Genomic DNA, 23,168 nt, shown 5'->3' on the forward strand with positions numbered 1-23,168 from the left:
ATTTATCTATTTGTTTTCATTTTTATCTATTTTTGGCTTGCCAAAAGACCATTTATTGCGTATTATCGCGCTTCTTGATTTTCGGTGACTCTTAAACGAGTTCGAAAGCAGTGCACCCGTAGCTCAGTTGGATAGAGTATCTGGCTACGAACCAGAGGGTCGGGCGTTCGAATCGCTCCGGGTGCACCATCAAGCTATGCGCCCATCGTCTAGCGGTTAGGACATCGCCCTTTCACGGCGGTAACCGGGGTTCGATTCCCCGTGGGCGTGCCAGATTTTAAAACCTGTTTGATTTTGCAAACAGGTTTTTTTATTTTAGCTTGAAATATTGCTGGTTTAATTGTTTAGTCCTGAGAATATAGCTGCTAAATTTTGTCATTAAATTTTTCAGGTTTCACTGGAGCTGTTAATACAGATAAATATTTTATACGCCCAAATAAGCAGACCGTTGAGATAGCCACCGTTGCAAGTGTTTATTGACTACTTCAGGTTGCTGGCTAATCAGAACAGGCGCTAAATCACGTGCTTTTTCCAGTATGGGCAGATCTTCTTCCAGATTGGCAAAACGCAGCATCGGCACACCACTCTGGCGTGCTCCCAGAAACTCTCCCGGTCCGCGAATATTCAAATCTTGTCGGGCAATTTCAAAGCCGTCGGTATTTTCATAAATTACTTTCAAACGTGCTTTGGCAACATCACTAAGAGGTTCACTGAATAACAATACACAGCGGCTGGCTGCTGCTCCACGTCCCACCCGACCGCGAAGCTGATGCAATTGTGCCAGCCCCATACGTTCAGCATGTTCTATTACCATCAGACTGGCATTGGGTACATCTACACCAACTTCAATCACTGTTGTAGCTACCAGTACCTGAATACTGCCTTCAACAAATGCTGTCATAACAGCTGCTTTTTCTGCCGGCTTGAGCCGTCCATGTATTAAGCCTATATTCAGTTCCGGTAACGCCGTCTGTAATTGAGCAACTGTATCTACGGCAGTTTGCAATTGCAGTACTTCAGATTCTTCAATTAACGGGCAGACCCAGTATACCTGCCGGCCTTGTGCACAGGTATGCTTTACCAGTTTTTCAACTTCCTGACGGCGGGCCGTGTTTACCAGACGGGTTATAACAGGTGTTCGTCCGGGAGGCAGTTCATCAATGACAGAAACATCCAGATCGGCAAAAAAACTCATTGCCAGTGTGCGGGGTATTGGTGTTGCGGACATCATCAGCTGATGTACATCTTCACCTTTATTTTTTAATGCCAGACGCTGGGCAACACCGAATCTGTGCTGTTCATCAACAATAATCAGACCCAGATTATGAAAAGTAACATCATCCTGAAATAGAGCATGCGTACCTATTGCCAGCTGAGCAGTACCATCTGCCAGTTCTTTCCGTGCTTCATCACGGGCTTTTTTGCGCATACTGCCTGAAAGTCTGGAAATCCGGATTCCTAAAGGTGAAAACCATTGTGTAAATTTTAGATAATGTTGTTCAGCCAGAATTTCTGTGGGTGCCATGACCGCTACCTGAAAACCGGCTTCTATTGCTATTGCCGCAGCCAGAGCACAAACAATAGTTTTACCGCTGCCCACATCTCCCTGCAGTAAACGGTGCATCGGGTGTGTCTGGGCTAAATCATCAGTGATTTCAGCAAGAGCACGCTGCTGAGCTTCTGTTAAGGTAAAACTCAGGTTAGCTAGTAAATGCTCACTAATATGGCCGTTACCAGTTAAAGCTTTTGCATGCCCGTTTAAGCGTTGCTGGCGTGCCAGCCTCATGGATAACTGCTGAGCCAGCAATTCATCAAATTTCAGTCTTTGCCATGCCGGTAAAGTACCTTCATGTAAATCACGCGCAGTGTACTCTGGTGGCGGAGAGTGCAGAAAAATCAGGCTTTCCAGCAGGGGAGGTAATTGTAACTGCTGTAATAATTCAGCCGGCAGTGTATCATCTGCCGGCAAGTGCTTAAGTGCAGCCTGAATCAGCCGGCGAAGAGCAGGCTGGTTTAGTCCGTTAACGGTGGGATAAACAGGAGTAAGACTTTCTGCCAGTCCTTTATCAATATCAGTGCGAATTTTTGGGTGCACCATCTCATCGCCAAAAAAACCATGTCTGATTTCACCCAGAGCCCGAATCACATTACCTTCTGCCAGTTGTTTTTGCTGATTAGGATAAAAATGTAAAAATCGCAGGTACAAGACATGTCCGGATACGTCCTGAACTTGTACTACCAGCTGTTTACGCGGACGGAATTGTATTTGCTGATGAATAACCGTCGCTTCAATCTGTACCGGCACCCCGTTCTGTGCATCAGCAATCGGCGTAATATGTGTCTCATCTTCATAGCGTAACGGTAAGTGTAAAGCCAAATCCCAAATATTAGTAATATTGAGTTTGGTCAGTTTGGCAAGCGTATTGGCACTTACTGGAAAGGGAAATTCAGCAGCAGACATAGTGACAAACAGTAAAAGCATATTACAACATGGTTACAATAGCATGTTTGCACATATAGCGCTAATCTGACCACTTTAATCATATTTAAATAATTGGTCAAAATATCAAATTAATGCACTGTGTATTTTGATTAAAAAATAAACCCGCTTCGCTATCCAGACAGCGAAACGGGTACTCTGACAGAATAAATTAATCTTGTCGCTCTACCTGTGTTACATCACGTACAGCACCGGTATCAGCACTTGTAGTCATGGCTGCATAGGCACGTAAAGCAACAGAGACATGACGCTGACGTTTAACAGGTTTCCATGCACGAGCACCACGACTTTCCATTTCTTTGCGGCGTTGTACCAACTCTGCATCAGATACAGCCAGATGTATCCGGCGTTCAGGAATATCAATTTCGATGATATCCCCTTCCTGTACCAGCCCGATATTGCCGCCTTCAGCAGCTTCAGGAGAGGCGTGTCCAATCGAAAGACCCGAGGTGCCCCCGGAAAAACGACCGTCTGTAAGCAGAGCACATGCTTTACCCAAACCTTTAGATTTCAGATAACTGGTCGGATAAAGCATTTCCTGCATTCCTGGGCCACCTTTGGGACCTTCATAACGGATAATAACTACATCACCAGCTACTATTTGATTACCCAGAATGGCTTCAACAGCTTCATCCTGACTTTCAAACACCCGGGCGCGACCGGTAAATTTAAGGATGCTATCATCTACACCAGCCGTTTTAACAACACAGCCGCGTTCTGCCAGATTACCGAATAACACAGCAAGACCGCCGTCCTGAGAATAAGCATGCTGTTTATCACGGATACAGCCATTTTCACGATCCAAATCCAGAGAAGGCCACATCGCGTTTTGTGAGAAAGCCTCAGTTGAACGGATTCCGCCCGGTGCAGCGCGATAACGTTGTATTGCCTCAGTATTGTTCTGATTGCTTACATCCCAGTGCTTAATCGCATCTGCCAGTGTAGGCATATGTACAGTATGTACACTGGTATCTAGTAAACCGGCATGATTAAGCTGGGATAAAATGGCCATAACACCACCGGCACGATGCACATCTTCCATGTGATATTTTTGTGTAGCCGGAGCTACTTTACACAGGCAGGGTACATGGCGGCTTAACTGGTCAATATCAGCCATTTTAAAATTAACACCGGCCTCGGTCGCGGCTGCCAGCAAGTGTAATACCGTATTGGTAGAACCACCCATAGCAATATCCAGACTCATAGCATTATTAAAAGCTGCCTTAGTTGCAATACTGCGCGGAAGCACACTGGAGTCATCCTGTTCATAATAGCGTTTGGCTAATTCAACAATACGCCGGCCTGCTTCAAGAAAAAGTTCTTTACGTAATGCATGAGTAGCGAGTAAAGAACCATTACCTGGTAAGGATAAACCCAGAGCTTCAGTCAGACAATTCATTGAATTAGCTGTAAACATACCTGAGCATGAACCGCAGGTAGGGCAGGCACTACGCTCCACTTGTGCAACCGTTTCATCGCTGATTTTATCGTTACCAGCCTCAATCATTGCATCAATCAGATCCAGTTTGCGGATTTGTTGCTCACCATTGGTGGCTGCGATTATTTTACCCGCCTCCATCGGACCACCAGAGACAAAAATAGTTGGAATGTTCAGGCGCATGGATGCCATCAGCATTCCGGGAGTAATTTTGTCACAGTTGGATATACATACCAGTGCATCAGCACAATGTGCGTTGACCATATATTCCACACTATCCGCAATCAGGTCGCGTGAAGGCAGGCTATAAAGCATTCCTTCATGTCCCATAGCGATGCCATCATCAACCGCGATGGTATTAAACTCCTTGGCAATACCGCCAGAACGTTCAATTTCACGTGCTACCAGCTGACCTATATTATGCAAATGCACATGTCCGGGAACAAACTGAGTAAAAGAATTGGCTATAGCAATAATCGGTTTACCAAAATCACTATCAGCGACACCTGTTGCACGCCAGAGTGCGCGTGCACCGGCCATATTGCGCCCATGTGTAGATGTTTGTGAACGGTATTGTGGCATTATGCATTCCCTTGTATTGGTTTTTTATCTGTAAATGTAAAACAACTGCCAGCATGGTACGCAGACAGTTGATGTTTGTAAACTTAGAACTGAATTGATTATATAATTTTAACAGGTTAATTTTAGACTACACAGAAATTAATATAGCTGACACAGTATATCAATATGTAATATTCTCAAGTATATATAATTATACTTTTATGACAATTGTTTTGGCTAAATAATCTTGGAAAGTACGTCGATTGGCCTCTGTTCTGAACAACATTAAAAAGCAAACAAATGTAATTAAATAGTTACATATTTGCTTAGTAGATTCCTGATTAAGATTGAAAATTTTAATCAACAAGTATGAAAAAATACCGACAATTGTATAAAACACAATTTCACGAATTAATACAGTACCGACAAATCCCGGATTGCGTCCGTCAAGATTAATAACTTTAATTTTTATCAGGCGCTTACCAAAGGATTGACCAGTTTTACTCATCATAATCCATTGTGCTATGATTAATGGTATTGAAGGTATTAAAAGATATATGGTCAAAGCTATGTCATCTATATGCATAGATACAGGCAGGGAACCCTGGTGAAATATATATAGCCTTGCACCCTCATAACAACAGACTAAAAAAATGCAAAGTTAATTAAATATGCAGCAACCCTTTGCCATGGAGTGGCGAGTTCAACTTCTATTTCCGAATCATGAAAATCATCATAATCATAATTTTTCTTTGAAAAATTCTTCTGAGTATTGGGCATAGTGTATTTCCTTAAAATTTGTTAAAAAGTATTATATAAATTTATTTTTTTAATTATAAATTTATATACTTATATACTTCAATAAAGATAAAGTATATAAAGTTAAATTTTAAATATAGTAAGTTATTTTATTTTGTTCCCTGTCAATCGTCAGTCATAGCTTTTAATATTTATTTTTCTATACAGGGTAAACTTGCAAAAATCAAAGTAGTATAAAATATTTCAGAATAGCTTTATAAAAAAATTATTAATATTATTTGAATAATTTTAAATTTAGTCAGCCTCAAGAAATTTTAATTTTTCCTGAGGCTTCTTAGTTATTTAATTTTAACGACGATTGTATTAGCCAAAAAGTCTTGCAGTGTACGATAATCTGATTTTCTTATAAATAACATAATTATACAAATAAAAAGAAATAAAGTTGAAAATTCAGTGAATATACATAAAATCCTATATAAATAATTTAAAAATTTATAAATAAAATTCTGGTAAACTCCAACATTTTTAGCGAAATCCATTAGATTGGTTGGCACATCTATTATTATTATTAACATTGTAAAAAGGATAAGAGTAATGAATGTATAAAAAATTTCACGGACTAATACTACATTGAAAAAGCCAGCTTTCTTACCATTCTTTTTAATAACTTTGATTTTCATTAATCGCTTACCAACAGATTGACCTGTTAGACTCATTTGTATAAATTGAAACACAACATAAATGAGTAAAGGTAATATGATATATAAGAATATTCGTAATGGTTGATGTACACCTCCCTCAAACTCATCATCCATAAATAAGAATGAAAAAATAGATTCTATTGGCTTATCAGTTCTATAATTTGCAAAAAACCATAATTCAAAAGGATTTATAATATTTTGTGAATGATTCGATTCATAATCAGTTTGAAAATTGTAAACATGTAAAGAAATGTAAAATATAAAATAATAAATTGCATAATTAATTAGATATGCTGTAACTCTTTTCCATGGCGGAGCCAGTTCAACCAGGCCGCCTTTTTCTGTCATTAAGAAATTATGTTTATCATTTAATGCTGAAGATTGTTGAGTACAGGACATAAATTTATAAATCTCTTAGTGTGAAATCAAATTCAATATGCTTATAAATCAGCAATGTTTAAGTTAATTTTTATAAAAAATAATATTATATATTTACATAATATTATTTGATAATAATATCAGAATTTATTTATATTTTATTAGATTTATTTGGTAAATATGTTTTTTTTATAAATAAAACAGATATTTTTAAATAAAATATCTGTTTTATGATGTAGCTAATCCGTTTTTATATCATGCAGATGTTCTCAATTCAGCCGAGAGTTTATCCAGAATACCATTAATGAATTTATAGCCATCGGTACCACCAAAGGTTTTAGTAATTTCGATAGCTTCATTGATGATTACTGGATGGGGTGTTTCCGGCATGGCAGAAAGTTCATGGCAGGCCATCAGCAGTACAGCCCGTTCAACTGGATTAAGCTCATCTTCGTGGCGGTCCAGCAGAGGACGGATCCGTTTCATGTAATCACGCTGATTGTTATAGGCACCAAAAAATATCTGGGTAAACAATTCTTCATCAGCTTTGGCGAAATATTCATTATCACGGATATTCTGCGCAATAATAGCAGCTGATTCTTCGTTATTCAGTTGTGCCTGATATAAAGCCTGAACAGCAAACTGACGGGCACGACGACGTGGTGTAATCATTGACATGTATACAATGTCCTTGTTTAATAAATAATCAATATTGAATTTTAAGCAGATTGGCCATTTCTACTGCCACTATAGCCGCTTCACTGCCTTTATTGTGCATACGTGCCAGTGCCTGAGCATCGTTTTCGGTAGTCAGTATAGCATTGGCAATGGGTATATTGTGATCCAGACTAACTCGGGATACACCTGCGGCGGCTTCGTTGGACACTAGCTCAAAATGATAAGTCTCACCGCGGATAACCACTCCGATGGCCACCAATGCATCAAATTTGCCGCTGTCAGCCATGCTTTTTAATACCAGAGGTACTTCTAAAGCACCCGGTACAGTAGCCAAAGTTATATCGCTCTCTTTAACCCCCAGTTTAATTAAACGGCTGCAACAGGCTTTGACCAGCTCTGCTCCGATAGGATTAGTAAAGCGTGCCTGTACAATGCCTATACGCAGGCCAGAGCCGTTATGTTCCGGGGTGATGGTATTCATTCAGTTTCCTTTTTTCATCTGTTACGTCTCAAGCACCCTTGCATTGTCCAGAATAAAATACTTATATCACAGACACACAAGTATTTATGCTTAGCATTCTGATTTTACCGAATTTGCCAATAGGGTGGAATCTTTAAACTGTTTTTTTCTGTTTGTGTCTGGGCTTAAGTGAGCCCAGATAAATGGCCAGTAAGGTCAGTGCCGTACCAGTCCATTGCACAGTATTTATCGGTTTATTCAGCAAGAAAAAATCGATCAGAATCGCAGCAACAGGTTCACTTAATAATAATAAACCGGTTAAAGTCAGTGACAGCAACGGTACGGCATAAGCAATTAACCCCCAGGCAAAACACTGCATGACCACACCATAAATCATGATCAGAAGAATATCTTTTGTGTTAGTAGGCCAGAAATGACCTGAATCAATGAGAATACTTGGCACAATTAATGCACCGACTGCTCCGACACTGACCAGCAGCATTAGCGGAAATAATGCAACCGGCTCTGCCAGATGTGCCTGACGAATACATGCCATAGAGGCAGCCATTGCTGCACCGGAAATCAGACCGATAAAAATACCATAGCCACCATGTGAATTGTGTCTGAGTTCAGGGTGGGCGATCAGTAAAATGCCGATTACAGACAATATCATGCTGAATAGTTGTAATTTGCTCTGTCGTTCACCGAAGAAAAACCAGGCAATTGCCGCCAGAAAAAAAATCTGCATACTGTTGAGCAGAGTAGAAATTCCCGGACCTACTGCATGAATGCTTTCATGCCAGAATGCCAGATCAAAACCTAAAAATACACCTGATAGCATACAAAACCGTTTTGCTTTATTGCTTTCAGGCAGTTTCTGACCAAAATAGCGACTTAAAAACAGAAAAACGATACCACCAATGAATACACGCCATAATGCGATGGCATAAGAACCAATAGATACAAATTTAACAATCAGGCTGCCGAGTCCGAAAACAACGCAGCCGAAAGTTAAACCGGAAGCAGCCCATTTTTGCGGGGTCAGTTGCATTAGATACCATCCTTAAATAACAGCCATTACAATAGGCTGTCGGAAAATACCCGATGCCGGTGTTCCATGGCAACAGATAATTCAGACAGCCTGAGGTAGGGTATTGTATTTAATTGTGTTACTAAAATATATACTTGTTTAGTAAAGAATTATTATCGGGATGGTTCTTCAAACCCGGTAACTTCGAGACCAAATCCATTCAGGCCGGTAAAGGCAGAAGGCTTACCCATTACCCGCATGCGTTTGACTTTTAAACCAGCCAGTATCTGAGCACCGATACCATAAGTTTTACTATCCCACTGTCTGGTCTGATGAGTGCCTTTGGGTAAGGTGCGGTCTAATAAAGTGGCTCCGGTTTCAGTACGGTGCATCAGTATAATTATACCGGCATCAGCTTGCTGTATACGTGCCATAGCTTCAGGTAGTGGCCATGTATGCAACTGATCCGGTTGCAGAAAATCCATGGCGCTAAATGGTTCATGTACTCTTACCAGCACTTCACCGGCAGTTTCCGGATCGCCTTTAACCAGTGCCAGATGGGTTTCACCGGATAATTGATCAACATATACATGCTGAGTAAAATCTCCCCATGTTGTATGGATAGTATTTACTCCCAGTTCTTCTATCAGACTTTCGTGACGGCTGCGATATTCAATCAAATCAGCAATAGTGCCAATTTTAATATCATGTTTTTCAGCAAAAACCATCAGCTCCGGCATACGGGCCATAGTGCCATCGTCATTAATGATTTCACAGATAACGGCTGCCGGAATCAGGCCGGCCAGTTTGGCTAAATCAACGCTTGCCTCAGTGTGTCCGGTACGAACCAGAACGCCGCCTTTTTGTGCACGTAATGGAAAAATGTGACCCGGCTGGACAATATCTTCTGCTTTGGCTGTAGGGGAAACTGCTGCCTGTACAGTATGGGCACGGTCTGCTGCGGAAATACCGGTAGTAATACCATGTGCTGCTTCTATGGAAACCGTAAAATTAGTACCATACTGAGCGCCGTTATTCTGTGTCATCAGTGGTAAGCGGAGGCGATCTACTATTTCTTCTTCCAGAGGCAGGCAAACCAGACCCCGGGCATATTTAATCATGAAATTGATGGCTTCAGGTGTGACAAACTGTGCAGCCATGATTAAATCACCTTCGTTTTCACGGTTTTCTGCATCAGTAATAATAACCATTTTACCGGCTTTTATGTCGGCAATAATTTCAGGAATGGTGGCAATACTCATGATAGTAAACAACGCTCCCTTAATAAAATAAGAGTTATTTTACTCTGGATTACCGGGGCTGGTGCGCTTTTATCTTAGCGTTATTCGAATGCCGGCTACGAAATTACCGGAATAAAAAAATTAAAATAAACAGATTAAGCTGCAATATCATTAATCGGGCAGGAAATTATATAAATAATAATGATTTTTTACTCAAGTTACAGAATAGGCAATAAGATAATAAAATTTTACTCGCAGGCATTATTGATGGATAAAACATGAGTCAGTCGATTTCTTCGGTTATTCAGGTATTGACAAGCTGAATTTTTGAAAAAGGTAAAGTTCAGTCAGTTAGCAAATTTTTCTCACAAAACTTGCCAACTCACCAACAAAGATTATTCTGGCAGTCATAAGATTATACAATTTACTATAAAGCAGACTCATAAATTAATTCTGCATGTTCAGATTAAAGTGGAAATTTTTTGAAAGTAACGACAGAATGGTATGGTAAATAATGTTACGTGGTATATAAAAAGATGTTTATAAAGGTTTCTGCTTATGATTGCATGAGTATATGGCGGAATATCTCTATAAGATGTTTTGAAAACTGATTGATTGTAGAAGGGTAGATAAATACAGACTTGGCGGAATAGCTTTTATCATCGAGATAAAATAATATTTAATTATATTTTCTATTCTTTTAATTAAATATCTTGTAGACAAGGATTTTTTTAATCAGCTGCACTATATGGAAAACAGTTTCGGGAATAAATTTTGAGCCAGATTTTACCTGATAGATATCTATACAAAACCAGTGATTGACTCATTTGATTTAATTCGATATCAATATTATTTCTGAACTTTAATAGTATAGATTTTTTTAAATTTGCTTTCCATACACATCGTGCCGTAAGCAATATCTGCAAGCTCAATAGTGATTGTCCCAGTCATTTCTTATTTATATAGTCAGAATAAATAAATCTTATAATTACAAAAAATAAAGTATCCGATAAATTTGTTAGCTATTAAATTCAATTTTTTAATAAAAATTTTATTCCAGATATAAATTGTCTGAATATATGTATGTATCTAAAAAAAATTAATCTGGATTTGTCTGAAATAATAAAAAATTAAATTGTAGTTTTTAGAATAAAAAAATTGAAAATCTAAGTTATTAAAGTTATAATTTGTTTATAAATGTAAAGAAAAGTTTATTTATGAAAATATAGGAATAGTAATGAGCTCTTTTACACCAACAGTATTTTTTTCGCGTTTATGTTTTTCTTTAGCAATTATAATTTGCTATGGATATCCAATATTGTTGTATATCGGATTAATTTATAAGGATAACAAAAATAATGATTTTATTCTGCTTTTGTTATCAGTCTACTTTATACTTACTATACTTGTTTTAATGATTTTAGGATGGGCTTTTAACTGTAAATCAAATATTTGGATTAAGACAGTTGTGATCATCGCGTCATGTTGTGCTATTCCTCATTTATTATTCAGTTTGGTATTTTTGCTAGGTATTTTATGCCTCCCTTTATACATATTTACTTATTACCTAGCTTATTGGTATTTGAAAGGTGGTGCAAATTACCAGCCCACAACAAAGCCAAAGAGAATTAGATTAAAGGTAATCAGCTAAAATATGTCATCAATAAAGTTATAGTATGATTTAGTTTTTATATTTAAAAAATATCTATTAAAAAAATATAAAATATCAGTATGATAAATGGCCGTAAAATATTTCATTAATTAAAACTAACTGTCACATCTGCTCGTATTGAGTTTGTTAAATAAGTTAATAAATTTAATAAATATATTGTATTTTAAATCAATATTATTACAGAGGATAACTATTATGGATAAAGAATATACTATGGCTACATTTCTACGTCGTTTTATTATTTCTGTCATGTGTCTGATTATAGGGTTACCATGTTTCTTTCTAGGTATTGTAGGTGAAAATGAAGCATTTCCGTTTTTACGTTTATTGCATATTATGCCTATGCCGGAAAATATGAGCGGTAGTGAGGTTTTTTATTTCACATTGGGAGTAATGGCTTTTCTAGCCACAGTAATATTATTAATTATGATGTTCGGATGGATATTTGATATTTCTACTAATCGTTTTCTGAAAATATTGGTGCTTATTGGCTTTTGCTGTGGTTTTCCTAACACTGTATTGTGTTTGAGTTTTAGTGACCTGCTAGGAATAGGATTATTGATTTTACCTGCAACAATATTATCTATATATCTGTCACTTTGGTACTTTAATATTTATGATAAGACTCAGTTTAAAGATAAAATTAATAACTTATAATTATTTATAGCCGAATATTTTGAAACTGATTAATACTTATTTGGATAAATAGTAATCAGTTTCTGTATATTTATATAACATATTTTGTATATAAGCAAATTTATAATTAATTTTTTACTTTATTTATATACTGTTGCATATATTTCTGCGCGGTATCAACAATTGCCTGTGTCTGAGCATCCACTTCGAGATTGATGCGATCATTTACCTGACAGCTTCCAAATAAAGTCCGGTTCATGGTTTCGGGAATCAGATGAACGTTAAATTCAGTAGTGGTTACCTCGCCGATGGTCAGGCTGCAACCGTTCAGCCCGATAAAACCTTTAGTAAGGATATAAGGGGCTGCACTTTCAGGGAGATTAAACCAGACAGTACGATTATCAGGGGTGTCTTCAATTTTATTAATGGTGGTCGTAGTAAAAATATGACCACTCATAATATGACCGCCAATTTCATCCCCATAGCGTGCAGCACGCTCAATATTTACCGCATCACCTACTTGTAATTGTCCTAAATTGGTTTTGGCCAGACTTTCCGCCATGACATCAAAACATACTTCATCACCTTTAATAGCTGTAATGGTCAGGCAGCAGCCATTATTGGCAATAGAAGCACCGATAGTCAAGTTGTCACAGGCTCCCTCAGGAAGACGTACCTGTATTGTGCGCAATTGTTCATACTCTTGAATAGAGGTAACGGTACCTAAACCGCAGACAATTCCTGTAAACATTTATATTCCCTTTAAACAGATCAGGCAGATTGTGTATGTCTGGTTTTTGCAGCCTTTAACCGGGCTTCTTTGCGAATGGCTCCTTCCTGAAAACGACGAGCCTCTTCTTCGCTGGCAATACATAGCGGCGGTACAACTGTAGGTTTGCCGTTTTTATCTACAGCAACCATGCTGAAATAACAGCTATTAGTGTGACGTGCACTGCGATGCTGGATATCCTGTGCTTCCACGCGAATACCAACTTCCATTGAAGTTCGGCCGACATGGTTGACTGACGCATAAAAAGTAACGAGTTCGCCCACGTGAATTGGTTCTTTGAATATTACCTGATCAACTGATAATGTTACTACATATTCGCCAGAATAACGACTGGCGCAGGCATAGGCTACCTGATCCAGTAGCTTGAGTAAATCTCCGCCATGTACATTTCCGTGAAAATTTGCTAATGCTGGAGTCATAAGTACAGACATGGAAAGCTGATGCTGCGCACCTTGCGGTGGTAAAGGTGTAGGTTTCATGGACTAGCCTCTGATGTGTGTTTCTGTGTTAATTATTGTCTTTCTATGAAGACTGATTGTTATTATAGAAGCTATTGATAGTTATAACCAGCGACGTCTGTAGAAATAAATTAATAAGCTAATAATTATAGTCGCCATAAGACCGAGTACCACAAAATAACTATAATGCCAGTGTAATTCAGGCATGTTATCAAAATTCATCCCATAGATACCGGTAAGGACATTCAGTGGCATGACGATGATAGTGATAACGGTAAGCATGCGCATTTGTTCATTCAGATGGTTTGACTGATAGGATAAATGCACATCCATCATGCCCATTACAGTATCTCGTGCACTGTCGAGCGTTTCCATTAATTGCTGGGTATGGTCATACACGTCAAGTAAATAAACATGGGTGTTCTGACTGAACATGGAAAATTCTCCATGTACAATTCGGCCGACAATATCACGAATAGGGGAAAGGGTACGGCGCAGATTACTGGCATCACGTTTTAACTGATGGATCAGAATCAGTAAGTTTTTATTACTGTTGCTAAACAGGCGTTTGTCAACACCTTCAACCCGATTGTCAAATTCATCTACAGTAACGAAATAATCATCAATGATACGATCCAGCAATGAATACGCCAGAAAATCAATTCCTTTGCGGTAGATATCGCTGTAATTATGCTGAATATATTTACGGATAATATGCAGTAATCCGAGCGGTTCAAACTGGAAAGTAATAATATAACTCTGACCAATGATGATATAAATCTGGTTATATTGCAGTTTTTGTTTTTTATAAACAAAAACTCGTGCGGCTACAAACAGATAATGTCCGTAGTCTTCAATTTTCGGACGCTGCTTGCGACTAAGCATGTCTTCCATGGCCAGTTCATGGATATTAAAAGGCTGTAATAGCTGATGCAGCTGTTCGTTATCAGTAATACCAATCAGGTGAATCCATGTAAGACAGTCTGTATCAGGTGCCGGTATGTTTTTACTGCATATATCGTCGCCGGTGAAGCTATGATTGATTAGTTGCTTTTCTTTAATCCGGATAATAGTCATGGATTGTGCCGGCATGTTGCTGACATTGCTGCGATGTACCAGACTAGGCAGATTATGGGTCTGAGCCAGTTTGTTACTGGAAACATTCGGCGTTGTACTCATGGGACATCCTTGACTGAATTATGGTTTACATGGCTTTGATTTCTAACTGTAATCCAATTTTCTGCCATAAAACAGATTCCTGCAATAAGACACTATCTGTAAGCGGATTGTGTTTTAACCATTCTTTACTCAGGCTGATGGTCAGTTTCCTTAACTGTTGGTCATAGTGAATGTCACAATGATTTACCGGTATCTGAATGTCTTGCCGTGCCCGGCAGAACAGTGCAGCCAGCCGTAATGACAATATACCCAGCCAGAGCATTTCCTGCTGACTGAATTCGGCTATTTTCCGTAGGTCGCCGCGCTGTCCTAATACCATTGTGGCCAGAATATGCTGTTCTTTACGTGAAAAACCGGGCATATCAGCCTGATCGAGGATATAGGCTGCATGCTTATGAAAACCAGTATGGGAAATATCCAGACCAATTTCATGTACCAGCGCAGCCCAGTGTACATATTGCTGCCATTGTTCCGGATGATCAGGAGAGACGGAGGCGGACAGATGATTGAATATCATTTGAGCCAGCACGGCTACCCGTTCTGCCTGGATGGTGTCAACATGATAGCGCTGCTGAAAATCAGCTATAGTCTGGTTGCGCATATCATCACCAAGTTGTCGTCCGATCATGTCGTAAAACACACCATCCCGCAGTGCGGCATCGGTTACTGTCATTTCGCTGATATTCAGTTCGGCAAAGGCGGCGATCATCACAGCCAGTCCGCCGGCAAAAACCTCTGTCCGGTCTGATTTTAAGCCTTCCAGTTTGGCTTTTTTGGTGCTTCCGGCTGCAATAATATGATTGGCAATTTTGTGCATTTGTGTTGCGGTAATTGCATCAATGGTTGTGTCGCCGGCTGCAATCACATCGCGAATAGAGCGGGCAGAGCCGGAGGTACCAATAGCGTGATGCCAGCCAATATTTTTGAGTGCGACGGAAATACGCTGAATTTCTGCCCGTGCATTGTTGACTGCGGCCTGAAAATTTTTATGGTGTATTTTACCGCGCGGGAAGAACCGCATACTGTAGGAAACACAGCCAAGATTCAGGCTTTCAGTAATGGCAGGCTGTAAATCCTGTCCGATAACAAATTCAGTAGAGCCGCCGCCAATATCTATTACCAGCATGTTTTCACCCTTAGGCGGTAAGGTATGAACCACACCGGTATATATCAGTCTGGCTTCTTCGCGTCCGGCAATAATATCAATCGGAAAACCCAGTCTGGCTTCGGCAAGCGGTATAAACTGGCTGATATTTTTGGCAACGCGAAAAGTATTGGTTGCAACAACTCTTACCTGATCGGGATTGAAACCACGCAGCCTTTCTCCGAATCTGGCCAGACAATCCAATGCGCGTTGCTGAGAATCCTGATCAAGATTTTTTTGTTCGTCCAGTCCTGCTGCCAGCCTTACCATTTCTTTGATGGAATCAATAACCTGTAAATGGCCGTTCTGATTGTGGCAAATCTGGAGACGAAAACTGTTAGAGCCTAGGTCTACAGTAGCGAGCATGTCTTGCGTGGTCATAATAAATATTTTTTAGTTCAGATAGGCATAATGTTACCGTATCCCTACCACAACTGCCATGAATGGCTGTTTTACCGAATACTGTCGGCGAAAATGATACACAAGTAACAGTGAATTTTATTTTTGGATAAAAATAAAAAGGGGAAATTTGCGATTGAATGGACTTAAGTATTTCGGCAGAGCTGAATACTTTACATTGCCATTATGCTGACAGATTGCCACAGTGCATAGAATTTGAATCAGCTGAAATCCGGATACAATTCAGACCGCTGTATCTGTGGGATAAATTTTGCCGGTATGGAAGATTTATTCACAGATAAGCGGTCTGAGAATCAGCTTGAGACTAATATTTTACAGACTGTAATACATTTCAAATTCAAGCGGATGTGGTGCCATACGGATGCGTTTTACATCATCGCTCTTGAATTCAATATAGCTGTCGATCCAGTCCTGACTGAATACACCGCCACGGGTTAAAAATTCGTGGTCTGCTTTCAGTGCTTCCAGTGCCTCTTCTAAAGAAGCACATACGGTTGGTACCAGAGCATCTTCTTCCGGTGGTAAATCGTACAGATTTTTATCTGAAGGATCGCCCGGATGAATTTTATTCTGGATGCCGTCCAGTCCCGCCATTAACAAAGCGGTGAAAGCCAGATAAGGATTAGCGGTTGGATCCGGGAAGCGAGCTTCGATACGGCGGGCTTTTGCACTGGCAACGTACGGAATACGGATAGAAGCTGAACGGTTTTTGGCAGAGTAGGCCAGTTTAGTCGGGGCTTCAAAATGCGGTACCAGACGTTTGTAAGAGTTGGTTGACGGATTAGTCAGCGCATTCAGTGCTTTAGCATGTTTAATGATACCGCCGATGTAGTACAAAGCCAGATCAGACAAGCCGGCATAGCCGTCACCGGAAAACAGATTTTGTCCGTCTTTCCAGATAGACTGATGTACATGCATACCGGAACCATTATCACCCAGAATAGGTTTTGGCATGAAAGTAGCAGTTTTGCCAAAGTTGTGCGCAACATTCTGGATGACATATTTCATATCTTGTGTCCAGTCAGCACGGCGCACCAGTGTATTGAAGCGAGTACCGATTTCCATCTGACCGGCTGTGGCAACTTCGTGGTGATGTACTTCTACCGGAATACCGATAGCTTCCAGTGTCTGGGTGCAGGCTGAGCGTAAATCCTGACCGGAATCAACAGGTGCTACAGGGAAATAGCCGCCTTTAACGCCCGGGCGGTGTCCGGTATTCTGACCGTCATATGATTTACCGCTAGACCATGCGGCTTCTTCAGAATGAATTTTGTAACGGGTACCGCTCATATCGGTTTGCCATTCTACGCCGTCAAACACGAAAAATTCCGGTTCCGGACCAAAGAATGCAGTATCACCGATACCGGTTGATTTCAGATAAGCTTCGGCACGTTTTGCGATGGAGCGCGGATCACGGTCGTAACCCTGACCATTGGCCGGATCGATAACATCACAGGTTAAAACAACTGTGGTGTCATCATAGAAAGGGTCAATAAATGCTGTCGATGCATCTGGTCTCAGAGTCATATCGGAAGCCTGAATTCCTTTCCAGCCGGCGATGGAAGATCCATCAAAAGCCTGACCGTTTTCAAACCATTCTTCAGGGTCTTCCAGCACAATTCTGGCTGGTACGGATACGTGCTGCTGTTTGCCTTTTGTATCGGTAAAGCGCAAATCAATGAATTTGGCATCATTTTCTTCAATCAGGCTAACTACTTTTTTTATTGACATATTTAATGCTCCCATTAAGGTCTGGAGAGTGACAAACTCTCCGGCAAGTTAAGGTGATTCTGCCACATTCAATTTGTAAAAAAAACGCATTGATGTAAAAAAAGCTGGTTTTTTATAACGGATTAAATTAATTTATTTAAAAACATGTTGTTATATATATCTATTCTGGTTTATATCAGAATTTGTGAACTATCAGATTTAGATATTCACTACAGAAAAATTTAATAAATCAAATATTGTCAGGAAATAAGGAAGAGCCAGGTTGATGTATCAGGCAGAATATTACCGTAAATAAAAGGCGTTATTTCAAATTTTCTTATGTTATTGATTCAGAATGCTGATATTTGAATCGAATCGTATTGATTTGTTTCAGCCCGTAAGTTGTCTATTAACTCATAATTAACGGGCTGAAATTAATAAATATTAGTTATTTATTTGATTTTTCCGTATTTTTTCAAAATTGCTAACAGTTGATCCTGCGGTAGCGCCTGAACCAGATTGTGATCACGACCTTCCATGGTTTCAGCTGCACATAAAGCATTTAATACTGCTTCTTCAACTGCTTCTACTGTGGCAATATAAAGCGGATCAATAATTTCATCGCTCAGCATATCAATTTTGCTGATGCCCAGACTGTAAGCATTTTCATTAGCGGTGGAGAAAGCCAGAAAAATGTCGCCGGAACCGTTATCACCATAAGCGCCGAGTAAGCCGATGCCAATAGGGACACGTTTGGTGAGTTTACTCAGTTGCCAGGGAAGTAACGGGGCGTCGGTAGCCAGAATCACAATGATAGATCCTGTTCCCGGCTTGGGGGCAAAAGTATTAATTACAGGCATGGTTTCAGGACCAAATTCATCTTTCAGCGGAATACCGCAAATTTGAAAAGTATCACGCATCCCATGGTTGGCCTGTACCAGTACACCCAGAGTAAATTCACCGGCTTCTGTGCTGACTATACGTGATGCGGTGCCGGTACCACCTTTGAAATCATGGCAGATCATGCCGGTGCCACCACCGACGTTACCTTCAGCAATGGCACCTGCGTGTGCATTATTTAAAGCCTCAAGTGCATGTTCAGGTCTGATATGAAAACCATTAATGTCGTTTAATAATCCGTCCCATGTTTCGCCCACTACCGGATAAAAATATCCTACGCCGTCTACAGGCTGACCATTGTTAACATATGGAAAATAAAAGTGATTATCTATCATCCATTTGCTGGTGGTATCGCGTACAATACCTACGCTGTTAGTATTGGTGATGAGTACCGGACCATGCATTAAACCTGAATCATCCAGCCAGTGTGTGCCGGTTAATTCTCCATTACCGTTTAAATCATGCCTGCCGACAAATACAGCACTACGTTGTTTACCTCTGGGCAAAATAGCGGTTACACCAGTACGGGCAAAGGCTGAACCCGGACCTGTATATTCATCCGGTGTACCATAGATAACAGTACTGTAGCCAACTTCAATGCCGCATACATCGGTTATCGCATTGTTTTTGCCAGTGGTGCCGGTTAGAGGAATTCCTAATTCCCGTGCACGTTTCTTAGTCATAATATTTCTCCTTTTTACATGTATCATGTTGTTTATCTTGATTATATTGTAAATATCAGCTTTTGCAGCATTTTTACAATAATTGTTTGAAATTACTGGTGGTGTACGGCTGCTGCTCTTTTTTTGCTTTAAGAGCGGTAAGTAATGCCTGGTAACGGCTGCGGGTCAGTGGATAACCAATGGCACACAGTGCAGCAATAATGCCGGCTAATGCATGAATCCATGTGTTTAATTCCAGAATAGCCTGTTGTGCCAGTGGTGGCTGAATAATGGTTTCCTGACCTGTGGATGATATATATCCATGTTTCTCCAGATAAAAACCAATAAACCAAATGGCCAGTGCACTACCGAATTTTTGTAAGAATGACATCAGGGCTGTAATTGCTCCTTCTCTTCGTTTGTTGTTAATAAAATCATCCAGCTCACTAATGTCGTACATCATGGAATAATATATAGTCCAAAAATAACTATTACCAAGTTGCAGCAGAATTAAAAAAATTATCAGCATAGTTCTGTTAGGAAATCCGCAAAAAAAGAATACGCCTGTACCTATTGAGCTGATGAGCATAGACAGATAATAGACATTTCTTTTATCAAATTTCTGTGCGGTATAATTTACAGCGGGAAGCCAGGCAAGAGCCAGTGAGCTATAAATCAAAAAACAGATCGCAGCATCTTTTTCGCTGTATGCCATGTTGTTTAAGAATAAATAATATAAGGCTCCGGTACTGAGCGCGTAAGCAGCCGACCAGAAAAAAACTGATGCGCCAAGAAATTTACTTGATGAAAGACGCCAGATTTCAATCATGTTACTGATAACTTCGCGAATAAAAGCCAGAAGCCGGTATCTGCTGTGTATTCGGCTTGTTTTATGCCGGACAGGCAGTTCATAACCACGCGTCAGAAACCAGCAGGTGAGTCCGCTCAGTAAAGTCAGAACAGCAAATATAACACTCACGCCGTGCCAGCCGCTGCTGACACTGAATCCATGATCTACAATCCATTTAACAATCAGCGGCGGAGCGCAAGAAGATACAAGAACGGCTGCATTAAGTGCATAACCCGCCCATACCCGAACCGAAGTACGTTCATCAAAGTTATTGGTCATTTCTGCACCTAAAGTGTAGAAAGGTATGACGTAGATTTTGTAAGCAGACCAGAACAGAATGGCAATTATGGTGAAATAAACCGTTTTCTGATTGGTGCTGAGAGATGAAATATCAGTATAGAGCAGTAACAATAGCAGGGTATATGGCAGAATAGCTGCCAGCATTAATGGTCTGCGCCGCCCCCAGTGTGAACAGATATTATCTGAAAACTGACCGACCAGCGGATCAGCCACAGCATCCCAGATAACAGCAATCAGAACAATGGTACCTGCCTGAGTAGCAGGAATGCTGGCAACGTTTGTCAGAAAAAAAAGATAAAAAACATAAAAAAGATTATAGGCGAGTGAATCGGCCATTTGTCCGATGGCATATCCCAGTTTAACGTGTAAGGGTAATTTTTTATTGAATGTGTGAGGAACGACAGGCCGGCGAGTATGCATGATTCATCCTGATAAAAACTATATCAATTGGCATTGCAATATGCATTGCATAAAAATTAGAAATTTTTACTTCAGATGCTGGCCTGATATCAGATTATTTTTGAACGTGCTGATTGAATGCCAGCTGATTGATAAGTAGTTTTGTGTTTACCTGGATGTAATCAGGTTTTATTACGGTTAATCGATAATCCGAAAATTAAAGAGTAAGCGTGAGTAAATCATACGGTAAATTGAAGTAAAATAAAAATAAATTTTTACAATTGTTGCTAATTGGTTTGGTTTTCAGGCTAAAAAACTAATTTTATTCAGTCAGAAATTTATTTAGCGACCAGATATGCATGCGTATGAAAGCCAGCGTCTGCTTATCATGAAAGAAAAATTAATGGTTTTATGATAGGGTTTTGCCTTTGACCGGTGTAGTCTGGATAATGGCGACAGTTATTTACATAGCAGAGGGGAGTCAATGAGTATATTTGCAGTATTGGGTAATCCTGTAGCGCATAGTCGTTCTCCGCAAATTCATCAGGCTTTTGCTGCTCAGCACGGTCAAAAGTTAATTTATGAGCGGCGTCTGATTGCTTTAGATGATTTTGCTGTACAAGCCAGAGAATTTTTTAAAGCCGGCGGAACCGGGGCTAATGTTACTGTGCCTTTTAAGCATGAGGCTTATATTCTGGCTGATGTGCTGACTGAACGGGCTAAAGCAGCAAAAGCTGTTAATACTTTATTCTGGCGCAACGGACAGTTGCTGGGAGATAATACTGACGGTATTGGTCTGGTGCGGGCAATTGAAGAATTATTGTCTTTTTCTCTGAGTAATAAACATATATTACTGCTGGGAGCGGGTGGAGCAGCGTGTGGTGTCATTCAGCCACTTTTACAGCAACTGCCGGCTTCGCTGACCATTGCTAACCGCTCAGCAGAAAAAGCGCAGCTGCTTGCTCAGGAGCATAATGTAAAGTGGTGTGCGGTAACGCAGATAAAACCAGAATATGATGTCATTATCAATGCTACCTCAGGTAGTTTACACGGGCAGAAATTATCTGTGTCTGCGCCAGTACTGGCCAGAGCGCAACTGGTTTACGATATGATGTATTCGGCAAAGCTAACCCCTTTTTTGCTTCAGGCTCATGAAGCAGGGTGCCGGAATCTGGCTGATGGTCTTGGTATGCTGGTAGCGCAGGCAGCAGCCTCATATGCATTGTGGCATGGTTTTAATCCTGATATCCGACCGGTAACCGAGCAGATACGTAAAGAAATGGAACAGTCATGAAAATCGTGCGTAATTTGTTAATTGTGCTCGTTACGCTGTTTTTGCTGTTTAATGTTTATATTTATGGCAGTCTGTTAATCTATCGGACAGTGGCGCCGCACCGTACCATGTTTATGTTGTTACGTATGCATGAGCTGGCTGAAACCCGCCCGGATACGCAGTTGAATTATCAGTGGGTAGCTTACAACCGTATTTCGCCCAATCTGAAAAAAGCGCTGATTGCCTCAGAAGATGCGCGTTTTGCCGAACATGACGGTTTTGACTGGAATGGTATCCGTACAGCAATTAAAAAAAATGAACGTCAGGGTAATATTAAGGCTGGCGGTTCAACCATCAGCCAGCAGCTGGCTAAAAATCTGTTTTTATCTGAAAGTCGCAGTTACTGGCGTAAAGCAGAAGAAGCAGTGATTACTTCGCTGCTTGAAGCTACAACCAATAAAGACCGGATTTTTGCGCTATATCTGAATGTTATTGAGTGGGGATATGGGGTATACGGGGCCGAAGCGGCCAGTGAAACGATTTATGGACGAACCGCCATGCAGTTGTCTCCGCAACAGGCAGCCAAACTCGCTGCGCGTGTACCCAGACCGCTTTATTACATTGATCATCCGCGAGATAAAGAAATTCGCCGTAAAGCCAACGTTATTTTACGGCGAATGGGTTCTGCACAATTGCCGGATAATGACCAGTAGCTGCAAAGAGTATTGGTAAATTAGTCACTCCGGATTAACCGCGTCGGCGTAAATCTTCTACTTCATCCAGTAATTGCAGAATCAGTGCAGTGGCACTCGCGCTGGCATCAAAATCACGATGAATACGCCATGCACGGCGGGCAATAGCCATATGATAGCCACTATAGCGCGCCAATTGCGGTTCCTGTTCAACAGGAATAACGCTTTCAGCAATCAGGCTTAATATCCAGTTACTCTGATTGTCACAGGCACGAACCAGATCATCAAAGCTTAATTCAATATCTTGTTGATTTTTATTCATTCTTCGCTCCTGTTA

19 protein-coding genes, 2 tRNA genes and 1 pseudogene are annotated in these 23,168 nt (G+C 40.2%); 5 read left to right on the forward strand and 17 right to left on the reverse strand.

The window, feature by feature from the left end; all coding sequences use genetic code 11:
- The first annotated feature begins 112 nt into the window (after window positions 1-112).
- Both H3V00_RS00970 and H3V00_RS00975 read left to right on the forward strand, forming a co-directional pair.
- Window positions 113-189: transfer RNA gene (locus H3V00_RS00970), tRNA-Arg, on the forward strand.
- 9 nt (window positions 190-198) lie between these two features.
- Window positions 199-273 (forward strand) — tRNA-Glu (locus H3V00_RS00975).
- A gap of 151 nt (window positions 274-424) precedes the next feature.
- Here H3V00_RS00975 and recG read toward each other — a convergent pair.
- From recG to ribBA, 9 genes and pseudogenes are all read right to left on the reverse strand, one after another.
- Window positions 425-2,461: an ATP-dependent DNA helicase RecG gene (recG, locus tag H3V00_RS00980; protein ID WP_198206749.1), complete on the reverse strand. Its 2,037-nt coding sequence runs from the start codon at window positions 2,459-2,461 to the stop codon at window positions 425-427.
- A 190-nt stretch (window positions 2,462-2,651) separates the two neighbouring features.
- Window positions 2,652-4,520: a dihydroxy-acid dehydratase gene (ilvD, locus tag H3V00_RS00985; RefSeq protein WP_198206659.1), complete on the reverse strand. Its 1,869-nt coding sequence runs from the start codon at window positions 4,518-4,520 to the stop codon at window positions 2,652-2,654.
- 190 nt (window positions 4,521-4,710) lie between these two features.
- A complete protein-coding gene (locus tag H3V00_RS00990; RefSeq protein ID WP_198206658.1) occupies window positions 4,711-5,085 on the reverse strand; it encodes an RDD family protein in 375 nt (124 codons plus the stop codon).
- A gap of 59 nt (window positions 5,086-5,144) precedes the next feature.
- The gene (locus tag H3V00_RS11545) at window positions 5,145-5,279 is read right to left on the reverse strand and encodes a hypothetical protein (protein WP_255516733.1); all 135 of its coding nucleotides are present in this window, start codon (window positions 5,277-5,279) and stop codon (window positions 5,145-5,147) included.
- 317 nt (window positions 5,280-5,596) lie between these two features.
- Complete coding sequence (locus H3V00_RS00995) at window positions 5,597-6,358, reverse strand: RDD family protein (protein ID WP_198206657.1); 762 nt, start codon at window positions 6,356-6,358, stop codon at window positions 5,597-5,599.
- Window positions 6,359-6,592: 234 nt separating this feature from the next.
- Complete coding sequence (gene nusB, locus H3V00_RS01000) at window positions 6,593-7,009, reverse strand: transcription antitermination factor NusB (RefSeq protein WP_084586444.1); 417 nt, start codon at window positions 7,007-7,009, stop codon at window positions 6,593-6,595.
- A 34-nt stretch (window positions 7,010-7,043) separates the two neighbouring features.
- Window positions 7,044-7,496 carry a 6,7-dimethyl-8-ribityllumazine synthase gene (ribH, locus tag H3V00_RS01005; protein WP_100116341.1) on the reverse strand — a complete coding sequence of 151 codons (453 nt, stop codon included), beginning with the start codon at window positions 7,494-7,496 and terminating at the stop codon, window positions 7,044-7,046.
- 133 nt (window positions 7,497-7,629) lie between these two features.
- Entirely contained in the window at window positions 7,630-8,526 is an 897-nt protein-coding gene (locus H3V00_RS01010; protein WP_084562634.1) for a DMT family transporter, read from the reverse strand.
- A 152-nt stretch (window positions 8,527-8,678) separates the two neighbouring features.
- Window positions 8,679-9,761 (reverse strand): annotated as a pseudogene (gene ribBA, locus H3V00_RS01015) (bifunctional 3,4-dihydroxy-2-butanone-4-phosphate synthase/GTP cyclohydrolase II); the annotation flags it as partial.
- Between the two features lie 1,852 nt (window positions 9,762-11,613).
- On the opposite strand from ribBA, the gene H3V00_RS01020 reads away from it, so the two are divergent.
- On the forward strand, window positions 11,614-12,075 hold the full coding sequence (locus H3V00_RS01020) for a hypothetical protein (protein ID WP_198206656.1): 462 nt from the start codon (window positions 11,614-11,616) through the stop codon (window positions 12,073-12,075).
- 106 nt (window positions 12,076-12,181) lie between these two features.
- Here the strand turns inward: H3V00_RS01020 and H3V00_RS01025 are convergent, their stop codons facing one another.
- The 7 genes from H3V00_RS01025 to H3V00_RS01055 form a co-directional block, all read right to left on the reverse strand.
- Window positions 12,182-12,805 (reverse strand): riboflavin synthase subunit alpha, encoded by a 624-nt coding sequence (locus tag H3V00_RS01025; protein WP_198206655.1) that lies wholly within the window; start codon window positions 12,803-12,805, stop codon window positions 12,182-12,184.
- Window positions 12,806-12,825: 20 nt separating this feature from the next.
- Window positions 12,826-13,323 (reverse strand): acyl-CoA thioesterase, encoded by a 498-nt coding sequence (locus H3V00_RS01030; RefSeq protein ID WP_025330379.1) that lies wholly within the window; start codon window positions 13,321-13,323, stop codon window positions 12,826-12,828.
- A gap of 81 nt (window positions 13,324-13,404) precedes the next feature.
- Window positions 13,405-14,481, reverse strand: coding sequence for a magnesium/cobalt transporter CorA (gene corA / locus H3V00_RS01035; RefSeq protein ID WP_198206654.1), 1,077 nt, complete (start codon window positions 14,479-14,481; stop codon window positions 13,405-13,407).
- A 25-nt stretch (window positions 14,482-14,506) separates the two neighbouring features.
- A complete protein-coding gene (ppx, locus tag H3V00_RS01040) occupies window positions 14,507-16,006 on the reverse strand; it encodes an exopolyphosphatase (protein ID WP_174831374.1) in 1,500 nt (499 codons plus the stop codon).
- Between the two features lie 351 nt (window positions 16,007-16,357).
- Window positions 16,358-17,776, reverse strand: a complete 1,419-nt coding sequence (gene glnA / locus H3V00_RS01045) for a type I glutamate--ammonia ligase (protein WP_025330382.1) — start codon at window positions 17,774-17,776, stop codon at window positions 16,358-16,360.
- 431 nt (window positions 17,777-18,207) lie between these two features.
- On the reverse strand, window positions 18,208-19,338 hold the full coding sequence (locus tag H3V00_RS01050; protein WP_198206653.1) for a P1 family peptidase: 1,131 nt from the start codon (window positions 19,336-19,338) through the stop codon (window positions 18,208-18,210).
- Window positions 19,339-19,411: 73 nt separating this feature from the next.
- Entirely contained in the window at window positions 19,412-20,887 is a 1,476-nt protein-coding gene (locus H3V00_RS01055) for an MFS transporter (RefSeq protein ID WP_198206652.1), read from the reverse strand.
- A 463-nt stretch (window positions 20,888-21,350) separates the two neighbouring features.
- Here H3V00_RS01055 and aroE point away from each other — a divergent pair, with 463 nt between their 5' ends.
- Window positions 21,351-22,160, forward strand: a complete 810-nt coding sequence (aroE, locus tag H3V00_RS01060; protein WP_198206651.1) for a shikimate dehydrogenase — start codon at window positions 21,351-21,353, stop codon at window positions 22,158-22,160.
- Entirely contained in the window at window positions 22,157-22,852 is a 696-nt protein-coding gene (mtgA, locus tag H3V00_RS01065) for a monofunctional biosynthetic peptidoglycan transglycosylase (protein ID WP_084547417.1), read from the forward strand. Before aroE ends, mtgA begins: the two co-directional genes overlap by 4 nt.
- Window positions 22,853-22,886: 34 nt before the next feature.
- Here the strand turns inward: mtgA and H3V00_RS01070 are convergent, their stop codons facing one another.
- Entirely contained in the window at window positions 22,887-23,153 is a 267-nt protein-coding gene (locus H3V00_RS01070; RefSeq protein ID WP_078475325.1) for a chaperone modulator CbpM, read from the reverse strand.
- Between the last annotated feature and the right edge of the window lie 15 nt (window positions 23,154-23,168).

Source organism: Snodgrassella sp. W6238H11 (assembly GCF_016100525.1).
Lineage (GTDB): Bacteria > Pseudomonadota > Gammaproteobacteria > Burkholderiales > Neisseriaceae > Snodgrassella > Snodgrassella alvi.

Bases quoted from the DNA above. Each gene is read 5' to 3' on its own strand.
- recG (WP_198206749.1), bottom strand. From the start codon at position 2,461: ATGTCTGCTGCTGAATTTCCCTTTCCAGTAAGTGCCAATACGCTTGCC.
- ilvD (WP_198206659.1), bottom strand. From the start codon at position 4,520: ATGCCACAATACCGTTCACAAACATCTACACATGGGCGCAATATGGCC.
- H3V00_RS00990 (WP_198206658.1), bottom strand. From the start codon at position 5,085: ATGCATATAGATGACATAGCTTTGACCATATATCTTTTAATACCTTCA.
- H3V00_RS11545 (WP_255516733.1), bottom strand. From the start codon at position 5,279: ATGCCCAATACTCAGAAGAATTTTTCAAAGAAAAATTATGATTATGAT.
- H3V00_RS00995 (WP_198206657.1), bottom strand. From the start codon at position 6,358: ATGTCCTGTACTCAACAATCTTCAGCATTAAATGATAAACATAATTTC.
- nusB (WP_084586444.1), bottom strand. From the start codon at position 7,009: ATGATTACACCACGTCGTCGTGCCCGTCAGTTTGCTGTTCAGGCTTTA.
- ribH (WP_100116341.1), bottom strand. From the start codon at position 7,496: ATGAATACCATCACCCCGGAACATAACGGCTCTGGCCTGCGTATAGGC.
- H3V00_RS01010 (WP_084562634.1), bottom strand. From the start codon at position 8,526: ATGCAACTGACCCCGCAAAAATGGGCTGCTTCCGGTTTAACTTTCGGC.
- H3V00_RS01020 (WP_198206656.1), top strand. From the start codon at position 11,614: ATGGATAAAGAATATACTATGGCTACATTTCTACGTCGTTTTATTATT.
- H3V00_RS01025 (WP_198206655.1), bottom strand. From the start codon at position 12,805: ATGTTTACAGGAATTGTCTGCGGTTTAGGTACCGTTACCTCTATTCAA.
- H3V00_RS01030 (WP_025330379.1), bottom strand. From the start codon at position 13,323: ATGAAACCTACACCTTTACCACCGCAAGGTGCGCAGCATCAGCTTTCC.
- corA (WP_198206654.1), bottom strand. From the start codon at position 14,481: ATGAGTACAACGCCGAATGTTTCCAGTAACAAACTGGCTCAGACCCAT.
- ppx (WP_174831374.1), bottom strand. From the start codon at position 16,006: ATGACCACGCAAGACATGCTCGCTACTGTAGACCTAGGCTCTAACAGT.
- glnA (WP_025330382.1), bottom strand. From the start codon at position 17,776: ATGTCAATAAAAAAAGTAGTTAGCCTGATTGAAGAAAATGATGCCAAA.
- H3V00_RS01050 (WP_198206653.1), bottom strand. From the start codon at position 19,338: ATGACTAAGAAACGTGCACGGGAATTAGGAATTCCTCTAACCGGCACC.
- H3V00_RS01055 (WP_198206652.1), bottom strand. From the start codon at position 20,887: ATGCATACTCGCCGGCCTGTCGTTCCTCACACATTCAATAAAAAATTA.
- aroE (WP_198206651.1), top strand. From the start codon at position 21,351: ATGAGTATATTTGCAGTATTGGGTAATCCTGTAGCGCATAGTCGTTCT.
- mtgA (WP_084547417.1), top strand. From the start codon at position 22,157: ATGAAAATCGTGCGTAATTTGTTAATTGTGCTCGTTACGCTGTTTTTG.
- H3V00_RS01070 (WP_078475325.1), bottom strand. From the start codon at position 23,153: ATGAATAAAAATCAACAAGATATTGAATTAAGCTTTGATGATCTGGTT.